Genomic DNA, 26,220 nt, shown 5'->3' on the forward strand with positions numbered 1-26,220 from the left:
GCCATGTCCCAACTGTCCAAGCTCTGCCTCGCCGCCGGTATCGCCGCCGGCCTGTCGATGGGCACCGCATCTGCCCAGGAGGCCGCCGTGTCCGATCCCCACCAGTGGCTCGAAGCCGTCACCGACGAGAAGGCGCTGGACTGGGTCCGTGCGCAGAACGCCAAGGCCGAGGCCGAACTGGCGGCGACGCCCGAGTTCAAGCAGCTCGAATCCGACCTGCTGGGCATCTACGACTCCGACGACAAGATTCCGGCCGTCTACAAGCAGGGCGAGTGGTACTACAACTTCTGGCGCGACAGGAACCACGAGCGCGGCATCTGGCGCCGCACCACGCTCGAGGAATACCGCAAGCCGCAGCCGAAGTGGGAAACCGTGCTCGATCTCGACGCGCTCAACAAGGCCGAGGGCGAGAACTGGGTGTGGCACGGCGCCAACTGTCTGCGTCCGGCCTACACGCGCTGCCTGATCGCGCTGTCGCGCGGCGGCGCCGACGCCGACGTCACCCGCGAGTTCGACGTCGCGTCGAAGTCCTGGGTCGATGGCGGTTTCTTCCGCGAGGAAGCCAAGGGTGCGCTGGGCTGGATCGACCAGGACAACGTCTACGTCTACACCGATTTCGGCGACGGCTCGCTGACCTCGTCGGGCTACCCGCGCATCGTCAAGCAGCTCGCGCGCGGCCAGTCGATGGACCAGGCCAAGCTGGTGTACGAAGGCCAGCCGGACGACATGTACATCGCCGCGATGCACGACGACACGCCGGGTTTCGAGCGTGACTTCGTCAGCCGCACGCTGGCCTTCTACAACGACGAGCTCTACCTGCGCGGTGCCGACGGCCAGCTGACCAAGGTCGACGCGCCGAATTCGGCGAACAAGTCCGTGCACCACGACTGGCTGATGCTGGAACTGCGCGAAGCCTGGAACGTCGGCGGCCGCGACTACCCTGCGGGCTCGCTGCTGGTGACGAAGTTCGACGACTTCATGGCCGGCAAGCGCGAGTTCGAAGCGCTGTTCGAGCCGACCGAGACCACGTCGCTCGCCGGTGCGACCTGGACCAAGAACCACCTGGTGCTCAACGTCCTCGAGGACGTCAAGAACAAGCTCACCGTGCTGACGCCGGGCGCGGACGGCTGGGCGCGCAGCGCGCTGGCCGGCGTGCCGGAGCTCGGCACCGTCGCCGTCAGTGCCGTGGACAGCGACGAGTCCGACGCTGTGTGGATGACCGTCACCGATTACCTCACGCCGAGCACGCTGATGCTGGCCGAGGTCGGCAGCGACAAGGCGCCCGAAACGCTCAAGACCATGCCGGCGTTCTTCGATGCCAGCACGCACGAGGTCGAACAGCACTTCGCCACGTCCAAGGACGGCACCCGCGTGCCGTACTTCCTGGTGCGTCCGAAGGACATGCAGCTCGACGGCAGCAACCCGACCCTGCTCTACGGCTACGGCGGCTTCGAGATCTCGCTGACCCCGGGCTATTCGGGTGGCGTGGGCAAGGGCTGGCTGGAGAAGGGTGGCGTGTATGCGGTCGCCAACATCCGCGGCGGCGGCGAGTACGGCCCGCGCTGGCATCAGGCGGCGCTCAAGCAGAACCGCCACAAGGCCTACGAGGACTTCGCTGCGGTCGCGCAGGACATGATCGACCGCAAGATCACGTCGCCTGCGCACCTGGGCATCCGCGGCGGCAGCAACGGCGGTCTGCTGACCGGCAACATGCTCACGCAGTACCCGGAGCTGTTCGGCGCGGTCGTGATCCAGGTGCCGCTGCTCGACATGCAGCGCTACCACAAGCTGCTGGCCGGCGCGTCGTGGATGGCCGAGTACGGCAACCCCGACAAGCCCGAAGAGTGGGAATTCATCCGCACCTTCTCGCCCTACCACCTGTTCGATGCGGCGAAGGACTATCCGCCGACGCTGATCCTCACCTCCACGCGCGACGACCGCGTGCACCCCGGCCACGCCCGCAAGATGATGGCGAAGATGTCCGAGGCCGGTAAGGACGTGCGCTACTACGAGAACATCGAAGGCGGCCACGGCGGCGCGGCGAACAACCGCCAGCAGGCGCACATGGACGCGCTCTACCTGACGTTCCTGTGGCAGCAACTGGGCAAGTGATTCCATCCCGCACCGGCCGCGCAAGCGGCCGGTGTTCTTTCTGGCGTTGCATCCGCAGCGAGTGGACCCACCTATGAAGACCTCTTTCCCCCGCATCGCCCTGCTGGCGATGCCGATCCTGACGAGCCTGAGCCTGATGAGTGTTTCCCCCGCCGCCGCAGCGGCCACGCCGGTTCCGCCCGACGCCGAGCAGCGTCCCCACACCGTCGAGGCGCCGCACGGCGCCAAGCGCGAGGACGTCTACTACTGGCTGCGCGACGACAAGCGCGAAGACTCGGCCATGCTGGCCTATCTCAATGCCGAGAACGCCTACGCCGACGCGATGCTGGCGCCGCTGAAGTCCATCGAGGATCGCCTGTACGACGAGATCGTCGGCCGCATCCAGCAGGACGACAGCTCGGTGCCGTACCGCGACCGCGGCTTCTGGTACTACTCGCGCTTCGAGACCGGCAAGGACTACCCGGTGCACGCGCGCCGCGCCGATGGCGCCGGCGTCGATGCGCTGTCGATCCAGGCCGCGAACGCCAGGGGTGATTTCGGCGGCGAAGAGGTCCTGCTCGACGTCAACCAGCTCGCCGCCGGCAAGGACTACTACGCGGTCGGCGACTGGGACATCACCCGCGACAATCGCATCCTCGCCTACGCCGACGACACCAATGGCCGACGCCAGTACACGGTGCGCTTCAAGAATCTCGAGACCGGCGAGGTCTATCCCGACGTCATCACCGGTGTGTCGGCGAACCTCGTCTGGGCCGACGACAACAGGACCCTGTTCTACGTCGAGAACGATCCCGAGACCCTGCTGACCGTGCGCGTGAAGAAGCACGCGCTGGGCACGCCGGTTGCCGACGACGTACTGGTCTACGAGGAGAAGGACGACAGCTTCTACATGGGCATCGACCGCACGCGCGACGACAAGTACATCGTCATCGGCGTCGGCAGCACCGTGTCGAGCGAGACGCGCTACGCGCCGGCCGACAATCCGGAGACCTTCACCGTGCTCGCGCCGCGCGCGCGCGATGTCGAGTACGACGCCGACCATCTCGGCGATCGCTGGGTCATCCGCACCAACGCGGACAAGGCGACCAACTTCAAGCTCGTCACCGCGCCCAGCAATGCCACGTCGCGCAAGCAGTGGACCGATCTGGTGCCGCACCGCGACGACGTCTACGTCGAAGGTTACGAACTGTTCGACGGCTTCACCGCCATCGAGGAACGTGCCGAAGCGCTGACCCGCGTGCGCGTGCTCAAGCGTGATGGCAGCGACGAGTTCGTGCAGGCCGACGAGCCGGCGTATGCGATGGGCCTGTCGGTGAATTCCGAGCCCGACACTGCGTGGCTGCGCTACGGCTACACCTCGCTGACCACGCCGTCGACGACCTTCGAGGTCAATACGCAGACCGGCGAGCGTCGCCAGCTCAAGCAGCAGGCGGTGATCGGCTACGACCCGTCGAACTACGTCACCGAGCGCGTCTGGACGACGTCGCGCGACGGCAAGCGCATCCCGGTCTCGCTGGTCTACCGCAAGGGCTTCGAGAAGAACGGCACCGCCGCGCTGCTGCAGTACGGCTACGGCAGCTATGGCGCGTCGATGGATCCGGGCTTCTCGGTCACCAACGTCAGCCTGCTCGACCGCGGCATGGTCTACGCCATCGCGCACATCCGCGGCGGCGAGGAAATGGGCCGCGCCTGGTACGACGACGGCAAGCTGCTGCACAAGGTCAACACCTTCAACGACTTCATCGATGTCACCGACGATCTGGTCCGCCAGGGGTACGCGGCGCCGGACCGCGTCGCGGCCTACGGCGGCAGTGCCGGTGGCCTGCTGATGGGCGCGATCTCGAACATGGCGCCGGAGAAGTACCGCGCCATCCTGTCGCAGGTGCCCTTCGTCGACGTGGTCACGACGATGCTCGACCCGAGCATTCCGCTGACCACCAACGAGTACGACGAGTGGGGCAACCCGGAAGACAAGACCTACTACGACTACATCGTGCAGTACTCGCCCTACGACAACCTCGAAGCCAAGGCCTATCCGGCGATGTTCGTCGGCACCGGTCTGTGGGATTCGCAGGTCCAGTACTGGGAGCCGGCAAAGTACGTGGCCAAGCTGCGTGACCTCAACACCGGCGAATACCCGGTGGTGTTCCGCACCAACATGGAAGCCGGTCACGGCGGCAAGTCGGGCCGCTTCCGTCGCTACCGCGAGTCGGCGGAGATGTACGCCTTCATGCTCGACCAGCTGGGTCTGAAGGACGCCGCGGCGCGCTGATCCCGCAACGCATGCAGCACACGAAACGCCCGCGGCCACGCGGGCGTTTCCTTATCGGAGGCATCAACGATCGAAGGCCAGCAGGTCGAGTCCGGTCGCCGCACGCACGATGCGCCGGTACAGGTACTGGCCGCTGCCGCCGTTGGTCAGGACGACGAAGCCGCGGCGCCGGGCGGCATCGCCCAGCGCGAAGTTCTTGAAGATGCCGCCGTTGCTGCCGGCGTGATGGAAGACCGGCCCGTCGGCGGTCGGCTCGATGTTCCAGCCCAGGCCTTTCGCGCTCCACGGCGTCGCCCCGATCGTCTGCGGGGTCAGCATCGCCTGCCGCGTGGCTTCGGCGATCTCCCAGGGCGCGCGCTGCGCGCCGCGCGTCATCGACAGCGCCAGGAACCGCGCGTAGTCGCCGACCGTGCAGCGCAGGCTCGCCGCCGCGTTGGCGAGGATGTCGCCGGGCCAGTTGGCCAGTCCCGGCGGCGTGGCCGCCTGCACGGCGGGCAGGGCGCGCGCGGCCTCGGCCCAGGTCCAGTCCGACAGCGGAATGCCGTCGCGATCGGCGATTGTCTGCGCGGCGCTCCACTGTTCGCGCAGCATCTGCGGTGGCATCCCGGCTTCCCCGGCGTCGTGCGCACGGTGGCCGTACACCGAACGCGCGGCCATCGCCTCGTTCCAAGCGTAGCTGCTGTCGCGCATGCCGGCCGGCGCGAACAGGCGTGTCCGCGCGGTGCGATCGAGGCTCTCGCCGGTCAGCGTTTCGATCACCAGCTGCAGCCAGACGAAGGCTTCGCCCGAATAATCGATGCGCGTGCCGGGTTCGACCTTCGGCTCCAGCGTTTCGGTCGCAGGCTGCGCGCGCCAGTTCGGCAGCCCGGTCGTGTGGCGCAGCACATCGCGGGCGGTGATGCGCGCGAGCCACGGGCTCTCGCCCAGATAGTCCGGGCGCCGGTAGGCCACCAGCGGGCGATCGAGATCGAGCACACCGGCATCCGACAGTTGCAGCACCAGATAGGCGAAGACCGGCTTGCTCAGCGACGCGACCTCGAACAGCGTGTCCTCGGTCACCGGCGTCCTGCGCTCGGCGTGCAGCACGCCGAAACCCTGCTGCCATGCGACGGCGCCGTCCTCGACCACGGCGATCGCCACGCCGGGCACCGCAAATGCCGCCATCGCACGCGGCAGATCGTCGAGCAGTACCCGGCACGGCTGCCAGCTGCGCCTGCGATCGGCGCACATCGTCGCCAGCGCCGTCTGCCACGGCAGCAGACCGACCGTGCCCGCGAGGCCGAGAAAGCGGCGGCGGCCGCGGTGCGGAAAACCAGGCATCACCGGCATCGGACGGCGTCCATCGAAGCGGGGCAGGACTGCGCCCGATTGACGCGCGCGCAGGGCTTGGGCAGAATGCGCGGCTCGTTGCGGGAACTCCCGCGCGACCGATGGCTATGTAGCTCAGCCGGTTAGAGCACAGCACTCATAATGCTGGGGTCGGTGGTTCGAGTCCACCCATAGCCACCACACCGGAAACCCGCCGCGATGGCGGGTTTTTTGTGGGCGCGTCATTGCGTTCAGGTCCGGCTTGTCCCGTCACGCGACGCGTGGCAGAGTCGATGCCAGTGACGCAAGTCAATCGCATTAGGAGTCCGCATCGTGATCGATCCGGACGGGTTCAGACCCAATGTCGGCATCGTGCTGATGCACCCGGACGGGCGCGTCTTCTGGGCGCGCCGGGTCCGGCGTGACGGCTGGCAGTTCCCGCAAGGCGGGATGAACACCGACGAGACGCCGCTCGAGGCCATGTACCGCGAGCTGCGCGAGGAGACCGGGCTGCTGCCCGAACACGTCGCCGTGCTCGGCGCGACGCCCGGCTGGCTGCGTTACCGGCTGCCGCAGCGGGCGATCCGCCGCAACGACCGCATCGTCTGCGTGGGCCAGAAGCAGGTCTGGTTCCTGCTGCAGTTCACAGGCGACGAGACCCATCTGCGCCTCGATCTGACCGACAAGCCCGAGTTCGACCACTGGCGCTGGGTCGATTTCTGGTACCCGCTCGAGCACGTGGTGATGTTCAAGCGCGGCGTCTACACGAGCGCGTTGGGGCATCTGGCCAAGTACGCGCGCCAGGTGGCGGGGACGCAGGCGATCCCGCAGGTCGCGCTGGAATCGCGCTCGCGCGGGCGACGGCCGCAGCACCGGCGACGCAGTGCTGAGGCCGCGCGCGGCCGGGACGACGGCAGCGCCGGCTGAATCGTTCTTGTTTGACACTGATTCTCGTTTGTGGCCGAATGGCATCCCCAGCCCGTCGGCCAGGAACGCAATCCGTGTACGTGTGCATCTGCAACGGCGTCACCGACTCCCAGATCCGCCAGGCGGCCGCCAACGGCTGCCGCGAAGTCAGTGAGCTGACGATGCGCACCGGTGCCGGCGCGACCTGCGGCAGCTGCCTCGATATGGCCGCCGGCCTGCTCGACGACTATCACGCCGCCGCACGCCGCGCGCCGGTGATCGACCTGCCGCTGATCGCATCCGCGGCCTGATCGCGACACCGGCCGCCCCGAAGGCCGAACGACACCTGTGTTGAGCACGATTCGCGTTCCGTCACCGGAATCCGCGGGTCGCTAGAGTGTGCGCATTCCGTTTGTGGAGCTTCCCGCGATGAAGGGCGACGCGCAGGTCATCCGTTTTCTCAACAAGGTGCTGTACGACGAGCTGACGGCGATCAACCAGTACTTCCTGCACGCCAAGATGCTCAAGCATTGGGGCTTCAACGAGCTCGGCAAGCATGCGTACAAGGCGTCGATCGAAGAGATGAAGCAGGCCGACGCGCTTTCGGAGCGCATCCTGTTTCTCGAAGGACTGCCGAACTTCCAGGCGCTGGGCAAGTTGCGCGTCGGCGAGGCGCCGATCGAAACCATCGAGTGCGATCTCGCCCTGCACATGGACGGACTGCCCAACCTGCGCGAAGCGATCACCCATGCCGAGAACGTCGGCGACTTCGTCAGCCGCAAGTTGCTGGCCGACATCCTGGAGAAGGAGGAGGAGCGCGTGGACTGGCTGGAAACCCAGCTCGATCTGGTCTCGCGCCTCGGCCTCGAGAACTACCTGCAGAGCCAGCTCGACGACGACTGACGACCCGGTCGAGGCCCTGCTGCGCTTGCCATCTGGCGCGCGTGCGGTGCCCGAAGATGCACGTAGGCTGCGCTTTCTGCGCTCCGCCACGCGCCATCTGACCGCCCGCGACGGGCCTCGATGAGGTTCCCAGCGTTGTAACGACGCCGGCGTCTCAGCCGGCGTTCGAGGTGCGCCCTTCGCGCAACATGCGCCGCGCGCGTGCGAATTCGTTGGACACCAGCGCCACCGCGACCGCGGGGCGTTCGAGGTTGCGTTCGCGTGCGCCGGTCTCGATCCGTTTGGCGGCGGCCGACAGCGACATCGCGCCGAGGTTCGCGCTCGAGGACTTCAGCGAGTGCGCGGCCTCGCGCAGGCCGTCGTAGTCCGGACCATCGACGGCGTTCTCCAGCGCCGACAGCAGGCGCGGCGTGTCGTCGAGGAACACATCGACCAGGCGGTCGACCTCGTCGCCGAGCACGCTGCGCAGATCGTCGAGCACCTCGTGATCGATGACCGGTGGCAACGGCCCGCGGTCGACGGGCGGGACCGGCATCGGAATGTGCATGGCGGGATCGATCGCGTCCGGTGGGGTGAGGGGTGCGTCCGGCGCGGGCGCGGACGGCGCAGCATCGGCAACGGGTTCGACGGAGACCGGCGCCACGACGCGTTCGGCGACCGCGACCGGCGCAGCGTCGGGATCCCACCAGCGGTGGATGCAGCGGTCGAGCTCGCTGCGCGTGACCGGCTTGGCGAGATAGTCGTCCATGCCGGCATCGAGGCACTTCTGGCGATCGCCGGCCATCGCGTTGGCGGTCATCGCGATGATCGGCAGGCGACGCGCGCTGCCCTCGGCGGCCTCGTGCTCGCGCCAGCGGCGGGTGGCGGTATAGCCGTCCATCACCGGCATCTGGCAGTCCATCAGCACGATGTCGTAGCGCGACGCGGCGATGCGCAGCAACGCGGCCTCGCCGTTGCTGGCCGTGTCGCAGGTGATGCCCAGCACGCCGAGCAGACGCTGGCCGACCATCAGATTGACGGGGTTGTCCTCGACCAGCAGTACGCGCGGCTTGCGGGTACCGGTGCCACGCGCAGCCTCGGCCGTCGCCTCGACGGCCGGCGCGGGTGGCTGTGGGACGAGGGCCGGTGCCGGCACGACCGGCGGCGCCGCGTAGACCGGTGCGGCCGGTGGCTCGACCACCGGTGGCACGTGCACGGTCTCGGGCAGGTCCGACACTTGCGGCGCCGGTGCGCTGACGCCGAGTACGGCCTCGCGCAGATCGGCATCGGGCGATTGCCGGCTCAGCAGCGTCGCGCCCTGGCGCAGCTCTTCCGACACGCTCTCGTCACCGTAGAGACAGACCAGCCGCAGCTCGCCGTAGGCCGCCTGACGGGTGACGTTGCGATACAGCGCGACGGCTGTGTTGCGCATGCCGGCCAGGTCGGCGACCACGACCGAGTAGGCCCAAGGCGTGCCCTGGTTGGCGGCGGTGCGCAGCCGGTCCAGCGCTTCCTGCGTGGTCTCCACCGAACTCACGCGCAGGCCCCAGTTGGGCATCAGCATGCTCAGGCGCAGGCGCAGGCGCGGGTCGGCGCTGAGCAGCAGCACGCGACCGTCGCGCGGCGTGGTGTCTTCGACCGGCATGTCGCCCTGCGCCTTGAGCAGGGGCGCCTCGAACCAGAACGTCGAACCGGCGCCGGGTTCGGAATCCACGCCGATGCGGCCGCCCATCAGTTCGACGATGCGGCGGGAGATCGCCAGGCCCAGACCGGTGCCGCCGTACAGCCGCGTGGTCGAAGCATCGGCCTGGCTGAAGGCCTGGAACAGGCGCGTGCGGCCTTCGGCACTGATGCCGATGCCGGTGTCGCGCACTTCGAAGCGCAACTGGTGCTGCGCGGCGGTTTCGCCGAGCCGGCGCACGTGCACGGCGACACTGCCGCGCTCGGTGAACTTGACCGCGTTGCTGATCAGATTGCCCAGCACCTGGCGCAGACGCACCGGGTCGCCCCGCACCGGCAGACGCACGGCCGGATCGATCTGCAGGCCCAGCCGCAGACCCTTGGTCTGCGCGGCGCGCTCCATCACCTGGATCACGCCGTCCATCAGCTCGCGCAGGTTGAAGCCGGTGGCTTCGAGTTCGAGCTTCTCCGACTCCAGCTTGGAGTAGTCGAGGATGTCGTCGACGATGCGCTGCATCTGCTGCGCCGAGAGGTACGCGGTGCGCACCAGCTCCGCGTGGTCGGGCGCCAGACGCGCGTGCATCAGCAGGTCGAGCATCGGCGTGATGCCGTTGAGCGGCGTGCGGATCTCGTGGCTCATCGTGGCGAGGAATTCGCCCTTGGCCATGACCGCCGATTCGGCCGCGTTCTTGGCCTGGCGCAGATCCTGCTCGAGCCGGGTGCGCTCCTCGAGTTCGCGCTGCAGTTCGCCCAGCGCGAGTTCGTCCTGACGCAGGCGCTCGTCGGCGGCTTCGAGATCGCGCACGCCCTGGTGCATGTGCACGCTGACGCCGATCGAGGCGATCACCGCCACCAGTGCCAGCACCAGCGCCAGGATCTGCCAGGGGCCGGGCAGCGCCAGCGCCGCCAGCACCATCGTCAGCGCGGCGCCCGCCGCCGCCCCGAGCGCGAGCCAGCGCAACACCAGGGCGGAGGGGCGTCGGCGCGCGATCATGCGGCGTGGCCTAGAGGACGGAGTGGTGGAAGTCGAAGTCGAGCACGTTGGCCACGCGCTGGACGAGATTGCCCTGGATGAAATCGATGCCGCTCATCCAGAGCGTCGCGGCGGCCTGCGGGTCTTCGACCTGCTGACCGATCACCTGCAGTCCGAGCCGATGCGCGCGCTCCACGGCCACGCGCATCTCGTCGCGCACCCGCGGCTCGTCGAGCTGGCGCGAGTAGCGTGCGGCCAGCCGCACGAAGCCCAGCGGCAGCTGCGCCAGCAGCGCATCGGCTTCCTCGCTGGCGCTGTACTGGCCCAGACACAGCTGCACCGCGGCCGGCACCATGCGCGCGCAGAAATCCTGCAGCGACAGTGCGTGGATCAGCGCATCGTCCTGGCGCACGTCGATGACGAGCGAGGTGCCCGGCACGCCGGCGTCGGCGATCTGCTGCAGCAGCCAGTCGGCGTAGCCGGCCTGGATCAGGCTGCGCGAGGACTGCGAGACGAACAGGCGCATCGTGCTGCCGACGCGCTGGCGTTCGACCAGCGTGGCGATCGCCAGTTCGATGACCCGGCGGTCGATCTCGTGCAGCAGGCCGGCCAGTTCCGCGGCCGGCAACACGCGCGCCGCCGAATGCAGTTCGCCGTCGCGGCCACGCAGGCGCAGCAGCGTCTGGTACTGCGCTTCGTCGCCGCCGGCGACCGCGACGATGGGCTGGAAGGCGAGTTCGATGCGGTTCTCGGCGAGCGCATCGTGCAGGTCGTCGCCCAGGCCGCCCTGGGCTTCGCCGGGCGCGGCGCTGGGCGCGGGCATGTGCACCGCGATGCCGACCGGCGTGCCGCGCGATTCGCGCAGCGCCTGTTCGGCGGCCGCCAGCGCGCTGCCCGGATCGTCGTAGCCGTGGGCGAGATCGGCGTAACCGACCAGTGCGCGCAGACGGATGGTCTGGTCGGCGAGCGGGAAGGGATGGCTGCCGATGCCGTCGCGCAGGCTGCGCGCCCAGCTGTCGAGGTCGACCCGGGCCACGTCCGGCGCGAACACCAGGAAGGTGTTGTCGTTGAGCCGCGTTGCCGAGGCGTCGCCCACCAGCGTGCGGATGTAGCGGCCTGCGTCGGTCAGGATGGTTTCCAGACCGGCGTAGCCGTAGCGGTCGCGCAACGCGGTGATGCCTTCGATCTCGACGAAGCCGAGTGCGCCGCGCGCGTCGGCGGGAATCGCATCGGCCAGGTGCTGCAGCAGTTGCAGGCGACTGTTGAGCCCGGTCAGCGGATTACGGCCCGGATCGGGCATCTGCTGCAACGCACGCGCGCGGCGGATACGGTTCTGCACGGCGGCGATCAGGTGCCGCGGGCGGACCGGCTTGGTCAGGAAATCGTCGGCGCCGACCTCGAGCATTTCGAACTGGCGCTCGGGATCCGCATCGCCGGTCAAGAACACCACCGGAATGTGCGAGAACGCGGCCTGCTGGCGCAGTTGCGCGGTCAGTTCCGCGCCGTCCATGCCGGGCATGTGCAGGTCCATCAACACCAGGTCGGGCTGGAATTCGGACAGCGCGCCCATGAACTCGCCGGCCACCGCGACCACGCGCGCCTGCAGGCCGGCGCCATTGAGCACGCTCTCGGCGAACAGCGCCTGGCTCGGGTCGTCCTCGACGATCAGGACACGGTGGGGCGCCTCGGTGGCGTCGACCGGCGTCGCGACACCGGTGGGCGCGTCCTCGCGGCTCGCATCGGCCGGATCGCCGGGCAGGGTGGGCTGACCGGCATCGGCCGCCCAGCGTCGCCAATAGGCGGCAGGCGGAAATTCGGCGCGTTGTTTGCTGTCGGCATCGGACATAGGTGCGGCACTGTGACGCGATGTGGGGGAGCAGGCAACTTTAACCGGTGTGCCTGGAGACGCGCGGCAAGCGGGTCACGCGGACGCGTGCGGGATCAGGCGCGCGCGGCCTTCGGCACGCGTCGCAGCAGGCGTCGCCACAGCCACCACACGACGCACGCAGCAGGCACCGCGATTAGCAGCACCAGCGCCAGCGCCAGCCATGGCCAGACGAAGGCGATCGACAGCGCGCCCAGCGTCACCACGTCTTCGGTGGTGGACGCGGCGAGATTGCTGACCGGTTCGGGCGAGGCGTTGAGCAGCAGCCGGCTGCCGGCCTTGAGCGCATGACTGGTCAGTGCGACGCCGGCGCCGGCGGCGAGCATGCCGGCGCCCAGATCGCCGTCGGGCGACAGCGTGGCCGCGGCCAGGAACGCGCCCGCCGGCACGCGCGCCAGGGTCTGCAGCAGGTCCCAGCCCGAATCGACCCCGGGAATCTTGTCGGCGAAGAACTCCACCAGGGCCAACGCGCCCGAGACCCCGAGCACCCAGGGCGACGTCGCCGCGTCCAGCGCGGGCGGCAGGTCCAGCCAACCGAATGCACCGGCGATACCGACGCCGAACACGGTGAGGTAGGCGCGCACGCCGGCCAGCCAGGCGAGCAGCACGCCCACCGCGAACAGATGGGCTTCGGACATCGTCGAGGCTCCTTGCGAACGACAACGGGTGCACAACGCCGGCGAGTATAGGGCCGCGCTTTTCTTGACGCGGCTTCGTGGCGCTGGCTATACCGTCGCGATGACCGCAGCCGCTCCCCCTCCCGAAACGCCGACACCGGCGACGCCGAAGACGCCGCTGCGCCGCGGCCCGCTGCTTCTGGCCGGCATCGTGGCGCTGGCCCTGCTGTTCGGACTCTGGGGCGCCTGGCAGGCCTTCGCGCCGACGTCCGGCAATCCGCAGCGCCAGCTCGCTGACCAGCAGTCCGAGCTCGACGGCCTGCGCCAGCAGGTGTCCACGCTGACTCGCTCCGACCAGATCAGCCGCGACGCCAACCGCGAACTGCAGGGCACGCTGGCCGAACGCGACGAGGAAATCGCCGCGCTGCGCGCCGACGTCGCCTTCTACGAACGCTTCGTCGGCTCCACCGCGCAGCGGCGTGGTCTGACCGTGCACGAACTGCGCGTGCAGCCGCGCACCGACCAGGGCTGGCACTACACCGCCACGCTGACCCAGAGCCTCAGCCGCGACGCCGCGAGCGTCGGCACGATGCGCCTGTCGATCGAAGGCACGCGCGACGGCCGTCTCGAAACCCTGGACTGGACGACGCTGCGCCAGAGCGACGATGCAGCCGGCGTGGCGTATTCGTTCAAGTATTTCCAGCAGATCGAGGGCGACATCGTGCTGCCGGCCGGCTTCCAGCCGCTGCGCGTGACCGTGCGGCTGGAGCCCGAGCGCGGCAGCGCCGTGGAACGGCCATTCAGCTGGGCCGACGTGACGCCGCGTTCCGCGCCGGATGCTTGAAGCGGCCGGGGCCCAGCCCCATCCTGTGCGACATGAGCGAGCTTTTCACCCTTGAGAGTCCCGGTTACCAGTCGCTGGACCGGCCGCTGGACTTCACCCCGGCCGCTGCGGCGAAGGTGCGCGAGCTGATCGAAGGCGAGGGCAATCCGGCGCTGAACCTGCGCGTCTACATCCAGGGCGGCGGCTGCTCGGGCTTCCAGTACGGCTTCGAGTTCGACGAGCAGCGGGCCGAGGACGATCTGGCCGTGGTCACCGACGACGTGACCCTGGTGGTCGATCCGCTGAGCCTGCAGTACCTGATGGGCGCCTCGGTCGATTACGTCGAGAGCCTGCACGGCGCGCAGTTCACGATCCGCAATCCGAACGCGAAGTCGACCTGCGGTTGCGGCAGCAGCTTCAACGTCTGACGACATCTGCGCGCGGGATCGCGCGCTGTCCTTGCCGCGACACGACGTGGCGCCATAATCGGGTGATGGACTTCAGCTTCGTCGACGCTCCGCTCGATCGCGCGGAACACCTGCGTACCGATTCCGACGCCCTGGCCCGCCTGTGGCCGGAGGCGCGCGTGCTGGTGCTCGATGCCAGGGGCGATGCCGGTGTCGATGCGCAGGGCATGCCCCCGGCGCTCGACGGCACTGCGGTCGGCATGCGTCCGGCATCGGCGGTGTTCCTCGGACTGCACGCGGACCAGGGCTGGTTCGCATTGCCGGCGAACGACGCACCGACGACGCTCGACATCCCCGCGACCATCGATCTGCGCAGCGCCGCCGCGCAGTGGCCGGTGCGCGAAGCCACCGCATTCGCGCAGGCGCGCGCGGTGCTGCACTGGCGCGACCGGCATCGCTTCTGCGGCGCCTGTGGCGCGCCGCTCGAATACGCGCGCGCGGGCTGGCTGGGGCGGTGCACCGGCTGCGGCATCGAACACTATCCGCGCACCGATCCTGCGGTGATCGTCGCCGTGACCGACGGCGCGCGCCTGCTGCTCGGTCGCCAGGCCGCATGGCCGGAAGGGCGTTATTCCACGCTGGCCGGATTCGTCGAGCCGGGCGAGACGCTGGAGCAGACCGTGATGCGCGAAGTCTTCGAAGAGAGCGCGATCCGTGTCACCGGCTGCCGCTATCTCGCCTCGCAGCCCTGGCCGTTTCCGGCATCGCTGATGCTCGGCTTCACCGCGCAGGCGCAGCCCGATGCGCCACAGGTCAACGACGAACTGGAAGACGCGCGCTGGTTCGAGGCGCAGGACATCGGCCTGGCGCTGCGTGATGCGCATCCGTGGTTGAAGCTGTCGCCGAAATCGTCAATCTCGCGCTGGCTCATCTCGGCCTGGCACGCCGCGCAGGCGTAAAGGCCCGGGGGAATCAGCCCGGCGCGAGCAAGGTGAAAGGCATCCAGGGCAGATTGCGCGCGACCCAGTACATCAGTACCAGCGCGACCCAGGGCCTCCAGTCGGACGCCACGCGCGCAAGCCGCTGCAGCCACGGCGGCCGCCAGCCCAGATGCCAGCCCGCGAACAGCGGCACCAGCGCCAGCAGCACGAACAGCAGGGGATTCATCGAGACCGCACGCGGCAGGTCGCCATGGACCAGCGCGTGCAGGCAGCGGGTCAGGCCGCAGGCCGGGCAATGCCAGCCGGTGGCGCTGTAGAACATGCAAGGCGGAAACGGACTGCCGGGTGCGTTGGGATCGAAACTGCGCAGCAACCACGCGCCGGTGGCCGCCAGCGTCACGCCACCGCCCGCGAGTGCGATGGTCAAGGCACGCAGGCGACGCGGCACGTGGCTGCCGGCAGTGGACATCAGACGCCCGACTGGATCTGGTCCATCATCATCTGGTACTGCGCCATGCCGCCGCCGAGGGTGAACGAGTAGATCGTCCACAGCAGGCCGACGATGCACAGACCGGTCGTGACCCAGCACCAGGTCTTGGCGGTGCTCGATGCGCGCTGCGCACCTGCCAGATCGCCCTGGCCCAGCAAGGTGTTGACCTTGGCGGCGAACACGATCGCGACGATGCCCGGGATGGTGCCGATGATGCAGCACAGGCACAGCGACAGCACCGTGGCGACGATCGACCAGGCGAGATGGTTGGGCACGGTGCCCGGTGCGAGCGGGGCGCCCGGCGGCGGTGCGCCGTACGGCGGTGGTTCCGGGGTGCCGTAGGAGCCGGGTGGCGGCGGAATCGAACTCATCGAGAAAACTCCTTGTGCTGCAACGGTTGGGAACTGTCGATGACCGCCGTCAGGCGACGGGGACGCCGTACTGTAGCGCCACACTTGTGCATTGCGACGTCAGGACGCGGATCAGGCGGCATCGCCACGCAGCACGCGCACCTGCGCCTCCAGGGCGCCGGCGTCGATCGATGCGCCATCCTCGATGCGCGGACCCGCGACGACGTCGATCCGCGCGCGCGCGCGCCTGGGCACGCGCATGCGGCCAAGGCGCGAGTCGCGGTGGCTCCACATGCTCGACCACATGCCGCGCAAGGCCATCGGCACCACCGGCACGCGCTGGCCCCGTTCGGCGGCGCGTTCGAGGATGCGCTCGACGCCCGACTTGAAGGCGGAGATTTCGCCGTCGCGCGTCAGCTTGCCCTCGGGAAAGATGCCGACCAGTTCGCCTTCTGCCAGCGCGGCGTCGATCGCGTCGAACGCGCGCTGCATCAGGTCGGGGTCCTCCTTCGCACCGGCGATCGGAATCGCCTTCGCGTGCCGGAAGATCCACGACAGGCCGGGTACGTTGAAGATGCGGTAGTACATGACGAAGCGCACCGGGCGCGGGATCGCCGCCGACAGGATCAACGCATCCATGTAGCTGACGTGGTTGCAGACGATCAGCGCCGCGCCGTCGGCCGGCACCGCCGATTCCACGTCGCGCGGGCGCAGCCGGTAGAGCACGCGCACCAACAGCATGCTGGCAAAGCGCATCAGGAACTCGGGCACGATGGTGAAGATCCACAGCGCGACCAGGCCGTTGGCGATCGCGAGCGCGAGGAACACCTGCGGGATGCTCAGCCCCGGCAGGGGCACCCGGACACCGGCGACGGTGAACCCGTCCATCTGCAGCAGCACGCCGAGCACCGCGGCGCTGACGATGAAGAGCGAGTTCTGGATATTGAGGCCGGCGATCACGCGCGAGAGTTCCGACTTCGGCGTGCGGCTCTGGATCAAGGCGAACAGCGGCACGACAAAGAAGCCGGTACACATGCCGATGCCGGTCAGGTCGATGACGATGCGCCAGCCGGCCCAGTCGCCGAGGAACTGCGCGATCGTCAGCCCGGTCGCCGGCGGCGCGCCGGGACGCGCGAAGTACAGATCCAGCAGGAATGCGGTGATGCCGATCGCGCCGACCGGCACCAGGCCGATTTCGACCGAACGCCCCGACAGCTTCTCGCACAGCAGCGAGCCGACGCCGACGCCGATCGAGAACAGCGCCAGCGCGAAAATGTAGAGTGCGGTGTCGTTGGCCACGCCGCCCAGATGCAGCTCGGCGTAGGTCGGCAGCTGCGCGGTCAGCACCGTGCCGACGAACCAGAACCACGACACGCCGAGAATCGCGTTGCGCACCGCGAGCTGGCGCTTGGCCAGACGCATGATCGCGCGCGATTCGGGAATCGGATTCCAGTTCACCTTGAGCTCCGGCGCACCGGCATCGACCTTGGGAATCAGCCGCGCGACGAGATTGCCGGCCACCGCCAGCACGACGACCGACACGGCCGCGGCCTCCGGCCCGTAGCTGCCGGCGAGCTTGAACACCAGGCCGCCGTAGATCATGCCGACGAGGATCGAGATCGATGTGCCCATCTCGACCAGGCCGTTGCCGCCGGTGAGCTCCTCGGGTCGCAGCACCGACGGCAGGATCGAATACTTCACCGGGCCGAACAGCGTGGACTGCGTGCCCGTGAGGAACAGCGCGACCAGCAGCACCGGCATGCTCTCGAGCAGGAAGCCTGCCGCCGCGACCGACATGATCACGATCTCCATCGTCGTGGTGATGACGATGAGCTTCTGCTTCTCGACCTTCTCCGCGATCTGCCCGGCGATCGCCGAGAACAGGAAGTAGGGCAGGATGAAGAGCGCCGGCGCGAGATTGGTGTAGAGCGTGCGCTCGCTGCCGCTGACGCCGAGAAAGAACAGCAGCGCGATGATCGACTGCCGGTAGACGTTGTCGTTGAAGGCGCCCAGCGCCTGGACCGTGAAGTAGGGCAGGAAGCGGCGCTGGCGGAGCAGCGCGAACTGGGACTGGCCGGACATGCGGGCTCCTCGACGATGCGCGGAGCCTAGCAAAGCCGCATGGCGTTGCGCGCGGCGCTCAGCCCGGCGTATCGGGGAAGGCTTCGCGCACCGCGCGATAGCGCGCCTCGAGCTCCTGGCGGATCTCGCGACGCTGGCGGCCCTGCTCGAAGCGGCGGTGTTCCTCGGGCGTCTGCGGATCGCGCGGCGGCACCGGCGTGCTGCGGCCGTTCTCGTCCATCGCCACCATCGTGAAGAAGCAGCTGTTGGTATGGCGCACCGCGCGGTTGCGGATGTCCTCGGTGATCACCTTGATGCCGACTTCCATCGACGTGCGGCCGGTGTAGTTCACCGACGCGAGAAACGTCACCAGCTCGCCGACGTGAATCGGCTCGCGGAACGTCACCTGATCCACCGACAGCGTCACGACGTAGCGGCCCGCATAGCGGCTGGCGCATGCGTAGGCCACTTCGTCGAGATACTTGAGCAACGTGCCGCCATGCACGTTGCCGGAGAAGTTCGCCATGTCCGGCGTCATCAGCACGGTCATGCTCAGCTGCGCGTTGCCTGGAATCACGGTCGTGCCCTCGTCGCATTCGAACAGATCAGGCGTCGCCGCGCTCGCGCGCGATCGCGCGCCAGCCGATGTCGTGGCGGTGGAACTCGCCCGGCCAGGAAATGCCGGCGATCTCGCCGTAGGCACGCGCCTGCGCATCGGCGACGGTCTCGCCCAGCGCGGCCACGCACAGCACGCGACCGCCGGCCGTCACGGCCTGGCCGTGCGCGTCGAGCTTGGTGCCGGCGTGGAAGACCTTGGTGTCGGCCAGCGGTGGCGTGTCCCAGGTATTGATGACGTCGCCGGTGCGCGGCGTGTCCGGGTAATGCTCGGCGGCCATCACCACGCCCAGCGATGGTCGCGGGTCCCACTTTGCCTCGACGCCGTCGAGGCGGCCGTCGATTGCGGCTTCGACCAGATCCAGCAGATCCGATTGCAGGCGCAACATCACCGGCTGGGTCTCCGGATCGCCGAAGCGCACGTTGAACTCGATGACCTTCGGCGCGCCGCTCGCATCGATCATCAGACCGGCGTAGAGGAAGCCGGTGAACGGCACACCGTCTTCGATCATGCCGCGCACGGTGGGCTCGACGACCTCGCGCATCACGCGCGCATGGACTTCCGGCGTCACGACCGGCGCCGGCGAGTACGCACCCATGCCGCCGGTGTTGGGGCCGGTGTCGCCGTCGCCGACGCGCTTGTGGTCCTGGCTGGTCGCCATCGGCAGCGCGGTCGTCCCGTCGACGATCGAGATGAAGCTGGCTTCCTCGCCGTCGAGGAATTCCTCGATCACCACGCGCGCACCGGCCGCGCCGAAGGCGTTGCCCGAGAGCATGTCAGTGATCGCGGCTTCGGCCTCGTCCAGCGACATCGCCACGATCACGCCCTTGCCGGCGGCCAGGCCGTCGGCCTTGATGACGATCGGCGCGCCGTGCTGGCGCACGTATTCGATCGCGGTATCGGCATCGGTGAACACCGAATAGCCCGCGGTCGGAATCGCGTGCCGGGCGAGGAAGTCCTTGGCGAAGGCCTTGCTGCCCTCGAGCTGCGCGGCGGCCGCGGTGGGGCCGAAGATGCGCAGGCCGGCCGCGCGGAAGCGATCGACGACACCGGCGACCAGCGGCGCCTCGGGGCCGACGACGGTTACGGCCACTCCTTCGGACTGCGCGAGCGCCAGCAGCGCATCGATGTCGGTCGCCGCCACGTCGACGTTGCGGCAACCGGCTTCCTTCGCCGTGCCCGCATTGCCCGGCGCGACCAGCACCTCGCCGACCTGCGACGACTGCGCGAGCTTCCACGCCAGCGCGTGCTCGCGACCGCCCGAACCGATGACGAGGACCTTTTTCATGCGCGACTGCCTGGAACCGGAAAGCCGCCAGTTTAAGCCAGCTGCGCGCTGTGGCCGCGCGCTCGGCGTCCGGCTGTGCACCGGGCCGCGCAGGGCGCGATGCTAGGCTCGGTCGCTTCGCATACCGGAGTACCGGCCGCTGATGGATGTGGTCCAGCTGATCGAGAACGCCCTGTCGCCCGTCGTCGGCGCCGTCAACGGCGTACTGTGGAACTACGTCCTGGTGGGCGTGCTGCCGCTGGTCGGCATCTGGTTCAGTCTGCGCCTGGGCTTCGTGCAGCTGCGACGGTTCCCACAGATGTTGCGCAACCTGCGGCGCGGCACCGACGACGATCGCGCGGGGATCTCGCCGTTGCAGTCCTTGTGCACGTCGCTGGCCTCGCGCGTGGGCACGGGTAATCTGGTGGGCGTGGCGATCGCGCTCGGCGTCGGTGGCCCCGGCGCGATCTTCTGGATGTGGCTCGTCGCGTTCTTCGGCATGGCGACCGCGTACGTCGAGAGCGCGCTGGCGCAGCTCTACAAGCAGCGCGACGCGGAAGGCCATTACCGCGGCGGCCCCGCGTTCTACATGGCGCGCGGCCTGCGCGCGCCGTGGCTCGGCGCGATCTTCTCGGTATGCCTGGTGCTGGCCTTCGGCCTGGTGTTCAGCGCGGTCCAGGCCAATTCGATTTCCGGCGCCGTGTCGGAAGCCTGGGGCATCGGGCCGGCATGGACGGCCGGCGCGCTGGTGCTGGTCGCCGCGCCGGTGATCTTCGGCGGGCTGCGCCGCGTGGCACGGATGTCGGAGGTGGTCGTGCCGGTGATGGCTCTGGGCTATCTGGCGCTGGCGGGCTGGGTGGTGCTGACGCATCTGGGCGAGGTGCCTGCGATGCTCGCGCTGATCGTGCGCAGCGCGTTCGGTCTCGACCAGGCGGCTGGCGGCGTGCTGGGCGGACTCGCGGTCGCATTGCTCAATGGCGTCAAACGCGGCCTGTTCTCCAACGAGGCCGGCATGGGCAGCGCGCCGAACATCGCTGCCTCGGCCACGCCGGTGCCGCATCACCCGGCCAGTCAGGGCCTGATCCAGGCCTTCGGCGTATTCGTCGACACCTTGCTGGTCTGCACCGCCACCGCGCTGATGATCCTGCTCTCGGGCGTGCTGCCGGTGGGGAGCGAGGGCGCCGTGCTCACGCAACAGGCGATGGCGGTGCACTTCGGCAGTTGGGGGCCGGTGTTCATCGCGGTCGCACTGACGCTGTTCGCGCTCACGTCGATTCTGGGCAACTACGCGTACGCCGAGAGCGCGGTGCTGTTCCTGCGCGGCGGCGCGACCGGTCTGCTGCTGCTGCGCATCGGATGCCTGGGCATGGTCGCGTGGGGCGCCTTCGCGAAGCTCGACATCGTCTGGGAGACCGCCGATGCGGCGATGGGCCTGATGGCGGTGGTCAACCTGGCTGCGGTGATGCTGCTGTCCGGCGTCGCGATCAAGCTCACGCGCGACTACGACCGCAAACTGCGCGCCGGCGATCCCTCGCCGCGACTGGATGCGGCGGATTTTCCGGAACTGGGCGACTCGATCGATCGCAGCATCTGGACGAAGACCCCGACCAGGCCGCCGATCCCGGGCAACCCCTGATCGAAGCCGGACGCGCGGCCCCGTGCCGCGCCTGCGCTTTCCGTCAGTCGCAGCCCGAATCGCGCTGCAACGCCGGCGGCACGCGCCAGGCGCCGGCGGCGCCGTCGAAAGGCACGGCGTGGCTGCGATCCACACGCCGGCCGCAGGCCTCGCCGCGCTCGTGCACGCGCAGCGGCCACACCGCCGCGGTCGCATCGCGCATGTCGACGGTCAGTTCGAACGCGAGGTCGTAGCCGGCGTCGGGTGCGCAGTCGTCGCGTTCCGCGCAGCCTTCCATCGCACCGAGATTGTCGAGGCTGGTGCGCAGGCTGCCGGCCTGATGGAACGCGCCTGCGTCGGGCAGCACGATCGAGGCATTACCGACGGTGATGCCCTGGCCGGTGAAGCCGTCCTCGACGACGAAACCGTACAGGCGCGGGCCGAAGCGCCGCACCTCGACATCGGCAACGTCACCGATGCTGCCGAAGCTGTCCATGTGCTGGCGCGCATCGGCGACGACCGCGCCGTCGACGATGCGCAGCTGGAAGAAATCCGTCAGCGCCGTGGTCACGTGCCCGGCGCCGTCGGGCACGCCGCAGACCGCCACGAGTTCGGCCGGCGCATCGGCGCTGCCGATCGCCTCGCGCGCGCAGATCTCGCGCGAGGCCGGCGCGTTGCCGAGACCGTCGGCGACCGGCGTGCCGGGCCAGTCGCCCTGCAGCTGGGCCAGCTCGCCGTACTGGCTGACGAGATAGTCGCGGACCGCGCCGCCATCGAGGCCGACCGGCGTCTGCGCCGCGTCGCGCGCCGGCAGTGCATCGCGCGTGGCGAGCACCTCCGGTGTGGACGCCGGCATCGCGGCGGCTGCAGGCGGCGCAGGCGTCTCGCCGCAGGCCGCCAGCACGCACGACAGCGCTGCGACGAGCAAGCACCGCACGGGTTTCGGCGAAGACGACGGCATCGGCGCATCCTGCGGAGAAGATGCGCCGGACTCTAGCAGCGGCCGTCGCGCGATCCGTTCACGCGCACGTGGCGCGCGGAGACCTTGCGATCAGTGTCGGAAGTGACGCACGCCGGTGAACACCATCGCGATGCCATGCTCGTCGGCCGCGGCGATGGTCTCGTGGTCGCGCATCGAGCCGCCCGGCTGGATGACGGCCTGGATGCCGGCTTCGGCCGCGGCGTCGATGCCATCGCGGAACGGGAAGAACGCGTCGGACGCCATCACCGAACCTGGCACGACCAGGCCCGCATCACCGGCCTTGATGCCTGCGATGCGCGCCGAATACACGCGGCTCATCTGGCCGGCGCCGACGCCGATCGTGCGCTGGTCCTTCGCATAGACGATCGCGTTCGACTTCACGAACTTCGCCACCTGCCAGGCGAACAGCAGGTCGCGCAGCTGCGCGTCGGTCGGCGCGAGCTTCGTCACGACCTTCAGCTCGTCGGCGGTGACTTCGCGGATGTCGGCGGTCTGCATCAGCAGTCCCGAGCCGACGCGCTTGACGTCGATGTTGTTGCGACCCTCGCCATGCGGGATGCGCAGTACGCGCACATTGGCCTTCTTCGTCGCGTACTCGAGCGCCGCGTCGTCGTAGTCGGGTGCGATGAGCACCTCGACGAACTGGCGGTCGAGGATGACCTTCGCGGTCGCCGCGTCGAGCTTGCGGTTGAAGGCGATGATGCCGCCGAAGGCCGAGGTCGGATCGGTGGCGTAGGCGAGTTCGTAGGCATCGCCACAGGCCGCGCCGACGGCCACGCCGCAGGGGTTGGCGTGCTTGACGATCACGCAGGCCGGGGCGTCGAACTGGCGCACGCATTCCCAGGCCGCATCGCTGTCGGCGATGTTGTTGTACGAGAGTTCCTTGCCCTGCAGCTGGGTGAACGTGGCCAGCGTGCCGGCCACCGGAAACAGGTCGCGATAGAACGCGGCCTGCTGGTGCGGGTTCTCGCCGTAGCGCAGGTCCATGATCTTGACGAAGTTGCCGTTGGTCTGCGCCGGGAAGGGCGCGCGTGCGGCCGCGCCGGCATCCGACGGCTCGGCGATCGCCGACAGCACGTCGCTGATGCGCGCGTCGTACTGGGCCACGCGGTTGAACGCGGCGACCGACAGCGCGAAGCGCGTCTGCGCCGACAGTGCGCCGTCGTGGGCGTCGAGTTCGGCCAGCAGCGCGTCGTACTGCGCTGGATCGGTCGCGACCGCGACGTGCGCGAAATTCTTCGCCGCCGCACGCAGCATCGCCGGGCCGCCGATGTCGATGTTCTCGACGATGTCGTCGAACTTCGCGTCGGGCGCATAGGCGACGCGCTCGAAGGGATAGAGGTTGAGCACCAGCAGGTCGATCGCGTCGATGCCGTGTTCGGCCATCACCGCGTCGTCGGTACCGCGGCGCCCGAGCAGGCCACCATGGACCTTCGGATGCAGGGTCTTGACCCGTCCGTCCATGATCTCCGGAAATCCGGTCACGTCGCTGACATCGCGCACGGTGAGGCCGGCCTCGCGCAGCGCCTTGGCGGTGCCGCCGGTCGACAGCAGTTCGACGTTGCGCGCGGCGAGTGCGCGGGCCAGTTCGAGCAGGCCGGTCTTGTCGGACACCGACAGCAGGGCACGGCGGATCGCGACGGGCGCGCCGGACGGAACGGAGACGGTCATGGGAGTCGACTGCGGAGCGGGGAAGCCCGCGATTATAGCGACGGCGTGACCGACGCCGCCGGGGCTGCGGCTCAGGTCAGGCCGTACTCGCGCAACTTCTTGCGCAGCGTCGCACGGTGGATGCCCAGCATCGCCGCAGCACGGCTCTGGTTGCCTTCGCAGAAGTTCAGCACTTCGACGAACAACGGAATCTCGAGTTCGCGCAGCGCGACCTCGTAGAGGTTGTCGGTGTCGTTGCCGTTGAGATCACCGAGGTAACGCTGGATCGAGGTCGCGACGTGCTCGCGCAGGGGCGTGCGCGGCGCTTCGCGCGAACTGCTGTCGGTGCGATCTGCGTTCAAGGCGGCTCTCGGGAATGGCAGCGTCGACGTCGCCGCCGGCACGCAGTGCGCAGTCCGGACGACGGAGCGGCCGGCCAGTCTATCGCGGGCCACAGGCCCTCGCCAGCGCGAGAGGGCGTGCGCGACTCAGAGGAAATCGAAAGCGAAAGACACCGCGCGCGTGTCCGCTTCGACGAGCTGCATCCGCACGTCGGCACTGTGGCCGGCGGCGAGCGTCGGCGCCGGCGGCGGTCCGCCCAGATATTCTTCGACGGTGAACACGCGACTGCCGACCGCGCGGCCGTCGATGTCCGACAGCGTGAGCCGCAGTCGTGGCCAGGCCTGCGCCCAGCGCGCGTCGTTGCGGAAGGTCGCGCTGGCCGACAGCTGGCCGGGCCGTGTGCGGTCGGGGCGCACGTCGCGCGCGAGCACGGTCAATGCGGTCGGCTCGCGCCACGCCGGCAGGCTGCAGCGCAGTGCACCGCACAGGCGGACGAGCGTCGGTCGCCATGCGGGGTCGGCTGCCAGCCGTGCCCGGTCGGCAAGCAGGATCTGCAGGCCGAGCACTGCCGTAAGCACGACCACGGCGACGGACAGGCGCCGCTGCTGGCGTCGCGCGCGCGCGTCGCGCGGGACGGCGGCGCCGCGGCGCGCGAAGCTCGGCGATGTCCGGAGCGCGGCCGGCTTCTGTGCCGCAGCGGCCGCGGGCACCGGGGGCCGCACCTCGTCGACGATGGTGTCTTCCGCAGTCGCGGGTGCGGCCGGCGCAGCGACTGCGTCGCCCGGCCGCGGAGCCGGTGGTTCGACGACTGCCTCGGATGGAGGCGTCGACGCAGGGCGTGGCGTCGCCGGCGCATCGGAGTCGAGCGGCGCCCCGGGCTTCGCTTCGGCGACGACTGGCGCGTCTTCCGCGACCGGCGCCTTCAACAGGGACGCAACGGACACCTGCGGTTGCGAGGCACTGCGCAGCACGCCGCGGCAGCGCGGGCAGCGCTCCGGCGGCTGGTCGGTCGCGGGGTCGGTTGCGACCAGTGAACCGCAGTGCTTGCAGTTGATGAACATGCGGCTATTGAAGCATGCGGCCGCGACGCGGAATGCGGACGGTTAGCCGGCCTTGCGCACGCCGTCGATGCGCACCCAGTCGCCTTCGCGCGCGACCGCCAGCTGCTCGAACCACGGGCGATAGCGACGCAGCAGTTCCTCCTCCTGCCCGTCGAGAATGCCCGACAGCGCGATGCGCCCGCCGACCGCGACACGGTCGGCCAGCGTCTCGGCCAGCGCGTCGAGCGCGGTGGCGAGGATGTTGGCGACGACGATCGGATAGGTGGCCTGCGGCGCTTCGGCCGGCAGGAACACCTCGAGCGCGTCGCCCACGCCGTTGCGCTCGGCATTGTCGTGCGAGGCGACCAGTGCCTGCGGATCATTGTCGACACCGATCGCACGCGCGGCGCCGAGCTTGAGCGCGGCCAGCGCGAGGATGCCGCTGCCGCAGCCGTAGTCGAGCACCTCGGTCCCGGCCAGCGCACCCTCGGCCGCCAGCGTGTCCAGCCACTGCAGGCACAGCGAGGTGGTCGGATGCGTGCCCGAGCCGAAGGCCAGGCCCGGGTCGAGCCGGATCACCACCGCATCGTCGCCTGCGCCTTCCGGCAGTTCGGCGTTCCACGGCACGATCCAGGTGCGCGCGCCGAACTGCAGCGGCGCGTACTGGTCCATCCACGCGCGTTCCCAGTCCTGGTCCTCGACGCTGCGGAAACCGGCGCGGGTCCAGTCCAGACCCGCGTCGAAGGATTCGAGCGCAGCCAGCACCGCCAGCGCATCGGTGTCGGCCTCGAACAGCGCGGTCAGCACGATGGAATGCCACAGCGGCGTCTCGCCCACGCCCGGCTCGAGGATCTGCTGCTCGTCCGAGGTATCGGCATCGGCGTCGAGCATCGTCACCGCCAGCGCGCCGACGTCTTCCAGGGCATGGGCGTAGCGCGGCTGCTCGGCTTCGGTGCAGCGCAGGCTCAGTTCGAGGAAGGGCATCGGGAATCCGGGGTGGG

The 26,220-nt window shown here is 69.2% G+C and carries 22 protein-coding genes, 1 tRNA gene and 1 pseudogene; 10 read left to right on the top strand and 14 right to left on the bottom strand.

What is annotated here, in order from left to right; genetic code table 11:
- Positions 1-3: 3 nt before the first annotated feature.
- Positions 4-2,112, top strand: a complete 2,109-nt coding sequence (locus tag E2F49_RS15960; protein WP_133394816.1) for a prolyl oligopeptidase family serine peptidase — start codon at positions 4-6, stop codon at positions 2,110-2,112.
- A 109-nt stretch (positions 2,113-2,221) separates the two neighbouring features.
- Positions 2,222-4,384 carry a S9 family peptidase gene (locus tag E2F49_RS15965; RefSeq protein WP_165971274.1) on the top strand — a complete coding sequence of 721 codons (2,163 nt, stop codon included), beginning with the start codon at positions 2,222-2,224 and terminating at the stop codon, positions 4,382-4,384.
- 63 nt (positions 4,385-4,447) lie between these two features.
- On the opposite strand, the gene E2F49_RS15970 is transcribed toward E2F49_RS15965, so the two are convergent.
- Complete coding sequence (locus tag E2F49_RS15970) at positions 4,448-5,713, bottom strand: serine hydrolase domain-containing protein (RefSeq protein ID WP_208004933.1); 1,266 nt, start codon at positions 5,711-5,713, stop codon at positions 4,448-4,450.
- Positions 5,714-5,816: 103 nt separating this feature from the next.
- Here E2F49_RS15970 and E2F49_RS15975 point away from each other — a divergent pair.
- The 4 genes from E2F49_RS15975 (at position 5,817) to bfr (ending at position 7,501) form a co-directional block, all read left to right on the top strand.
- Positions 5,817-5,893: transfer RNA gene (locus E2F49_RS15975), tRNA-Met, on the top strand.
- Between the two features lie 132 nt (positions 5,894-6,025).
- On the top strand, positions 6,026-6,619 hold the full coding sequence (locus tag E2F49_RS15980) for an RNA pyrophosphohydrolase (protein WP_133394817.1): 594 nt from the start codon (positions 6,026-6,028) through the stop codon (positions 6,617-6,619).
- Positions 6,620-6,693: 74 nt separating this feature from the next.
- Positions 6,694-6,909 (top strand): (2Fe-2S)-binding protein, encoded by a 216-nt coding sequence (locus E2F49_RS15985; RefSeq protein WP_055246284.1) that lies wholly within the window; start codon positions 6,694-6,696, stop codon positions 6,907-6,909.
- A 118-nt stretch (positions 6,910-7,027) separates the two neighbouring features.
- Positions 7,028-7,501 carry a bacterioferritin gene (bfr, locus tag E2F49_RS15990; RefSeq protein ID WP_133394818.1) on the top strand — a complete coding sequence of 158 codons (474 nt, stop codon included), beginning with the start codon at positions 7,028-7,030 and terminating at the stop codon, positions 7,499-7,501.
- Positions 7,502-7,655: 154 nt separating this feature from the next.
- Here the strand turns inward: bfr and E2F49_RS15995 are convergent, their stop codons facing one another.
- From E2F49_RS15995 to E2F49_RS16005, 3 genes and pseudogenes are all read right to left on the bottom strand, one after another.
- Positions 7,656-10,154 carry a hybrid sensor histidine kinase/response regulator gene (locus tag E2F49_RS15995; RefSeq protein ID WP_133394819.1) on the bottom strand — a complete coding sequence of 833 codons (2,499 nt, stop codon included), beginning with the start codon at positions 10,152-10,154 and terminating at the stop codon, positions 7,656-7,658.
- Between the two features lie 10 nt (positions 10,155-10,164).
- On the bottom strand, positions 10,165-11,979 hold the full coding sequence (locus tag E2F49_RS16000; RefSeq protein ID WP_133394820.1) for an EAL domain-containing protein: 1,815 nt from the start codon (positions 11,977-11,979) through the stop codon (positions 10,165-10,167).
- A 122-nt stretch (positions 11,980-12,101) separates the two neighbouring features.
- Positions 12,102-12,656 (bottom strand): annotated as a pseudogene (locus E2F49_RS16005) (DUF4126 domain-containing protein); the annotation flags it as partial.
- 100 nt (positions 12,657-12,756) lie between these two features.
- On the opposite strand from E2F49_RS16005, the gene E2F49_RS16010 reads away from it, so the two are divergent.
- The 3 genes from E2F49_RS16010 (at position 12,757) to nudC (ending at position 14,824) form a co-directional block, all read left to right on the top strand.
- Positions 12,757-13,479: a DUF6776 family protein gene (locus tag E2F49_RS16010; RefSeq protein WP_243713634.1), complete on the top strand. Its 723-nt coding sequence runs from the start codon at positions 12,757-12,759 to the stop codon at positions 13,477-13,479.
- 32 nt (positions 13,480-13,511) lie between these two features.
- A complete protein-coding gene (erpA, locus tag E2F49_RS16015) occupies positions 13,512-13,886 on the top strand; it encodes an iron-sulfur cluster insertion protein ErpA (RefSeq protein WP_055246289.1) in 375 nt (124 codons plus the stop codon).
- Between the two features lie 65 nt (positions 13,887-13,951).
- Positions 13,952-14,824 carry an NAD(+) diphosphatase gene (gene nudC, locus E2F49_RS16020; protein WP_133394822.1) on the top strand — a complete coding sequence of 291 codons (873 nt, stop codon included), beginning with the start codon at positions 13,952-13,954 and terminating at the stop codon, positions 14,822-14,824.
- Positions 14,825-14,837: 13 nt separating this feature from the next.
- Here the strand turns inward: nudC and E2F49_RS16025 are convergent, their stop codons facing one another.
- The 5 genes from E2F49_RS16025 to purD form a co-directional block, all read right to left on the bottom strand.
- Positions 14,838-15,275, bottom strand: coding sequence for a DUF2752 domain-containing protein (locus E2F49_RS16025; RefSeq protein WP_133394823.1), 438 nt, complete (start codon positions 15,273-15,275; stop codon positions 14,838-14,840).
- Positions 15,275-15,667: a CD225/dispanin family protein gene (locus tag E2F49_RS16030; protein ID WP_133394824.1), complete on the bottom strand. Its 393-nt coding sequence runs from the start codon at positions 15,665-15,667 to the stop codon at positions 15,275-15,277. Before E2F49_RS16030 ends, E2F49_RS16025 begins: the two co-directional genes overlap by 1 nt.
- A gap of 111 nt (positions 15,668-15,778) precedes the next feature.
- Complete coding sequence (locus E2F49_RS16035) at positions 15,779-17,728, bottom strand: MFS transporter (RefSeq protein ID WP_133394825.1); 1,950 nt, start codon at positions 17,726-17,728, stop codon at positions 15,779-15,781.
- 58 nt (positions 17,729-17,786) lie between these two features.
- The gene (locus E2F49_RS16040; protein ID WP_055246293.1) at positions 17,787-18,257 is read right to left on the bottom strand and encodes an acyl-CoA thioesterase; all 471 of its coding nucleotides are present in this window, start codon (positions 18,255-18,257) and stop codon (positions 17,787-17,789) included.
- Positions 18,258-18,312: 55 nt separating this feature from the next.
- A complete protein-coding gene (purD, locus tag E2F49_RS16045) occupies positions 18,313-19,611 on the bottom strand; it encodes a phosphoribosylamine--glycine ligase (protein ID WP_133394826.1) in 1,299 nt (432 codons plus the stop codon).
- A 142-nt stretch (positions 19,612-19,753) separates the two neighbouring features.
- Here purD and E2F49_RS16050 point away from each other — a divergent pair, with 142 nt between their 5' ends.
- Positions 19,754-21,226, top strand: coding sequence for an alanine/glycine:cation symporter family protein (locus E2F49_RS16050; RefSeq protein ID WP_208004934.1), 1,473 nt, complete (start codon positions 19,754-19,756; stop codon positions 21,224-21,226).
- Positions 21,227-21,269: 43 nt separating this feature from the next.
- On the opposite strand, the gene E2F49_RS16055 is transcribed toward E2F49_RS16050, so the two are convergent.
- From E2F49_RS16055 to prmA, 5 genes are all read right to left on the bottom strand, one after another.
- Complete coding sequence (locus E2F49_RS16055) at positions 21,270-22,166, bottom strand: hypothetical protein (RefSeq protein WP_133394827.1); 897 nt, start codon at positions 22,164-22,166, stop codon at positions 21,270-21,272.
- 90 nt (positions 22,167-22,256) lie between these two features.
- Positions 22,257-23,858 carry a bifunctional phosphoribosylaminoimidazolecarboxamide formyltransferase/IMP cyclohydrolase gene (gene purH, locus E2F49_RS16060; protein WP_133394828.1) on the bottom strand — a complete coding sequence of 534 codons (1,602 nt, stop codon included), beginning with the start codon at positions 23,856-23,858 and terminating at the stop codon, positions 22,257-22,259.
- A gap of 71 nt (positions 23,859-23,929) precedes the next feature.
- Entirely contained in the window at positions 23,930-24,199 is a 270-nt protein-coding gene (gene fis, locus E2F49_RS16065; RefSeq protein ID WP_055246298.1) for a DNA-binding transcriptional regulator Fis, read from the bottom strand.
- Positions 24,200-24,325: 126 nt separating this feature from the next.
- Positions 24,326-25,240, bottom strand: a complete 915-nt coding sequence (locus E2F49_RS16070) for a DUF3426 domain-containing protein (RefSeq protein ID WP_133394829.1) — start codon at positions 25,238-25,240, stop codon at positions 24,326-24,328.
- 42 nt (positions 25,241-25,282) lie between these two features.
- The gene (gene prmA / locus E2F49_RS16075) at positions 25,283-26,203 is read right to left on the bottom strand and encodes a 50S ribosomal protein L11 methyltransferase (RefSeq protein WP_133394830.1); all 921 of its coding nucleotides are present in this window, start codon (positions 26,201-26,203) and stop codon (positions 25,283-25,285) included.
- Positions 26,204-26,220: the final 17 nt, after the last annotated feature.

Source organism: Luteimonas terrae, assembly GCF_004358165.1.
Taxonomy (GTDB): Bacteria; Pseudomonadota; Gammaproteobacteria; order Xanthomonadales; family Xanthomonadaceae; genus Luteimonas; species Luteimonas terrae.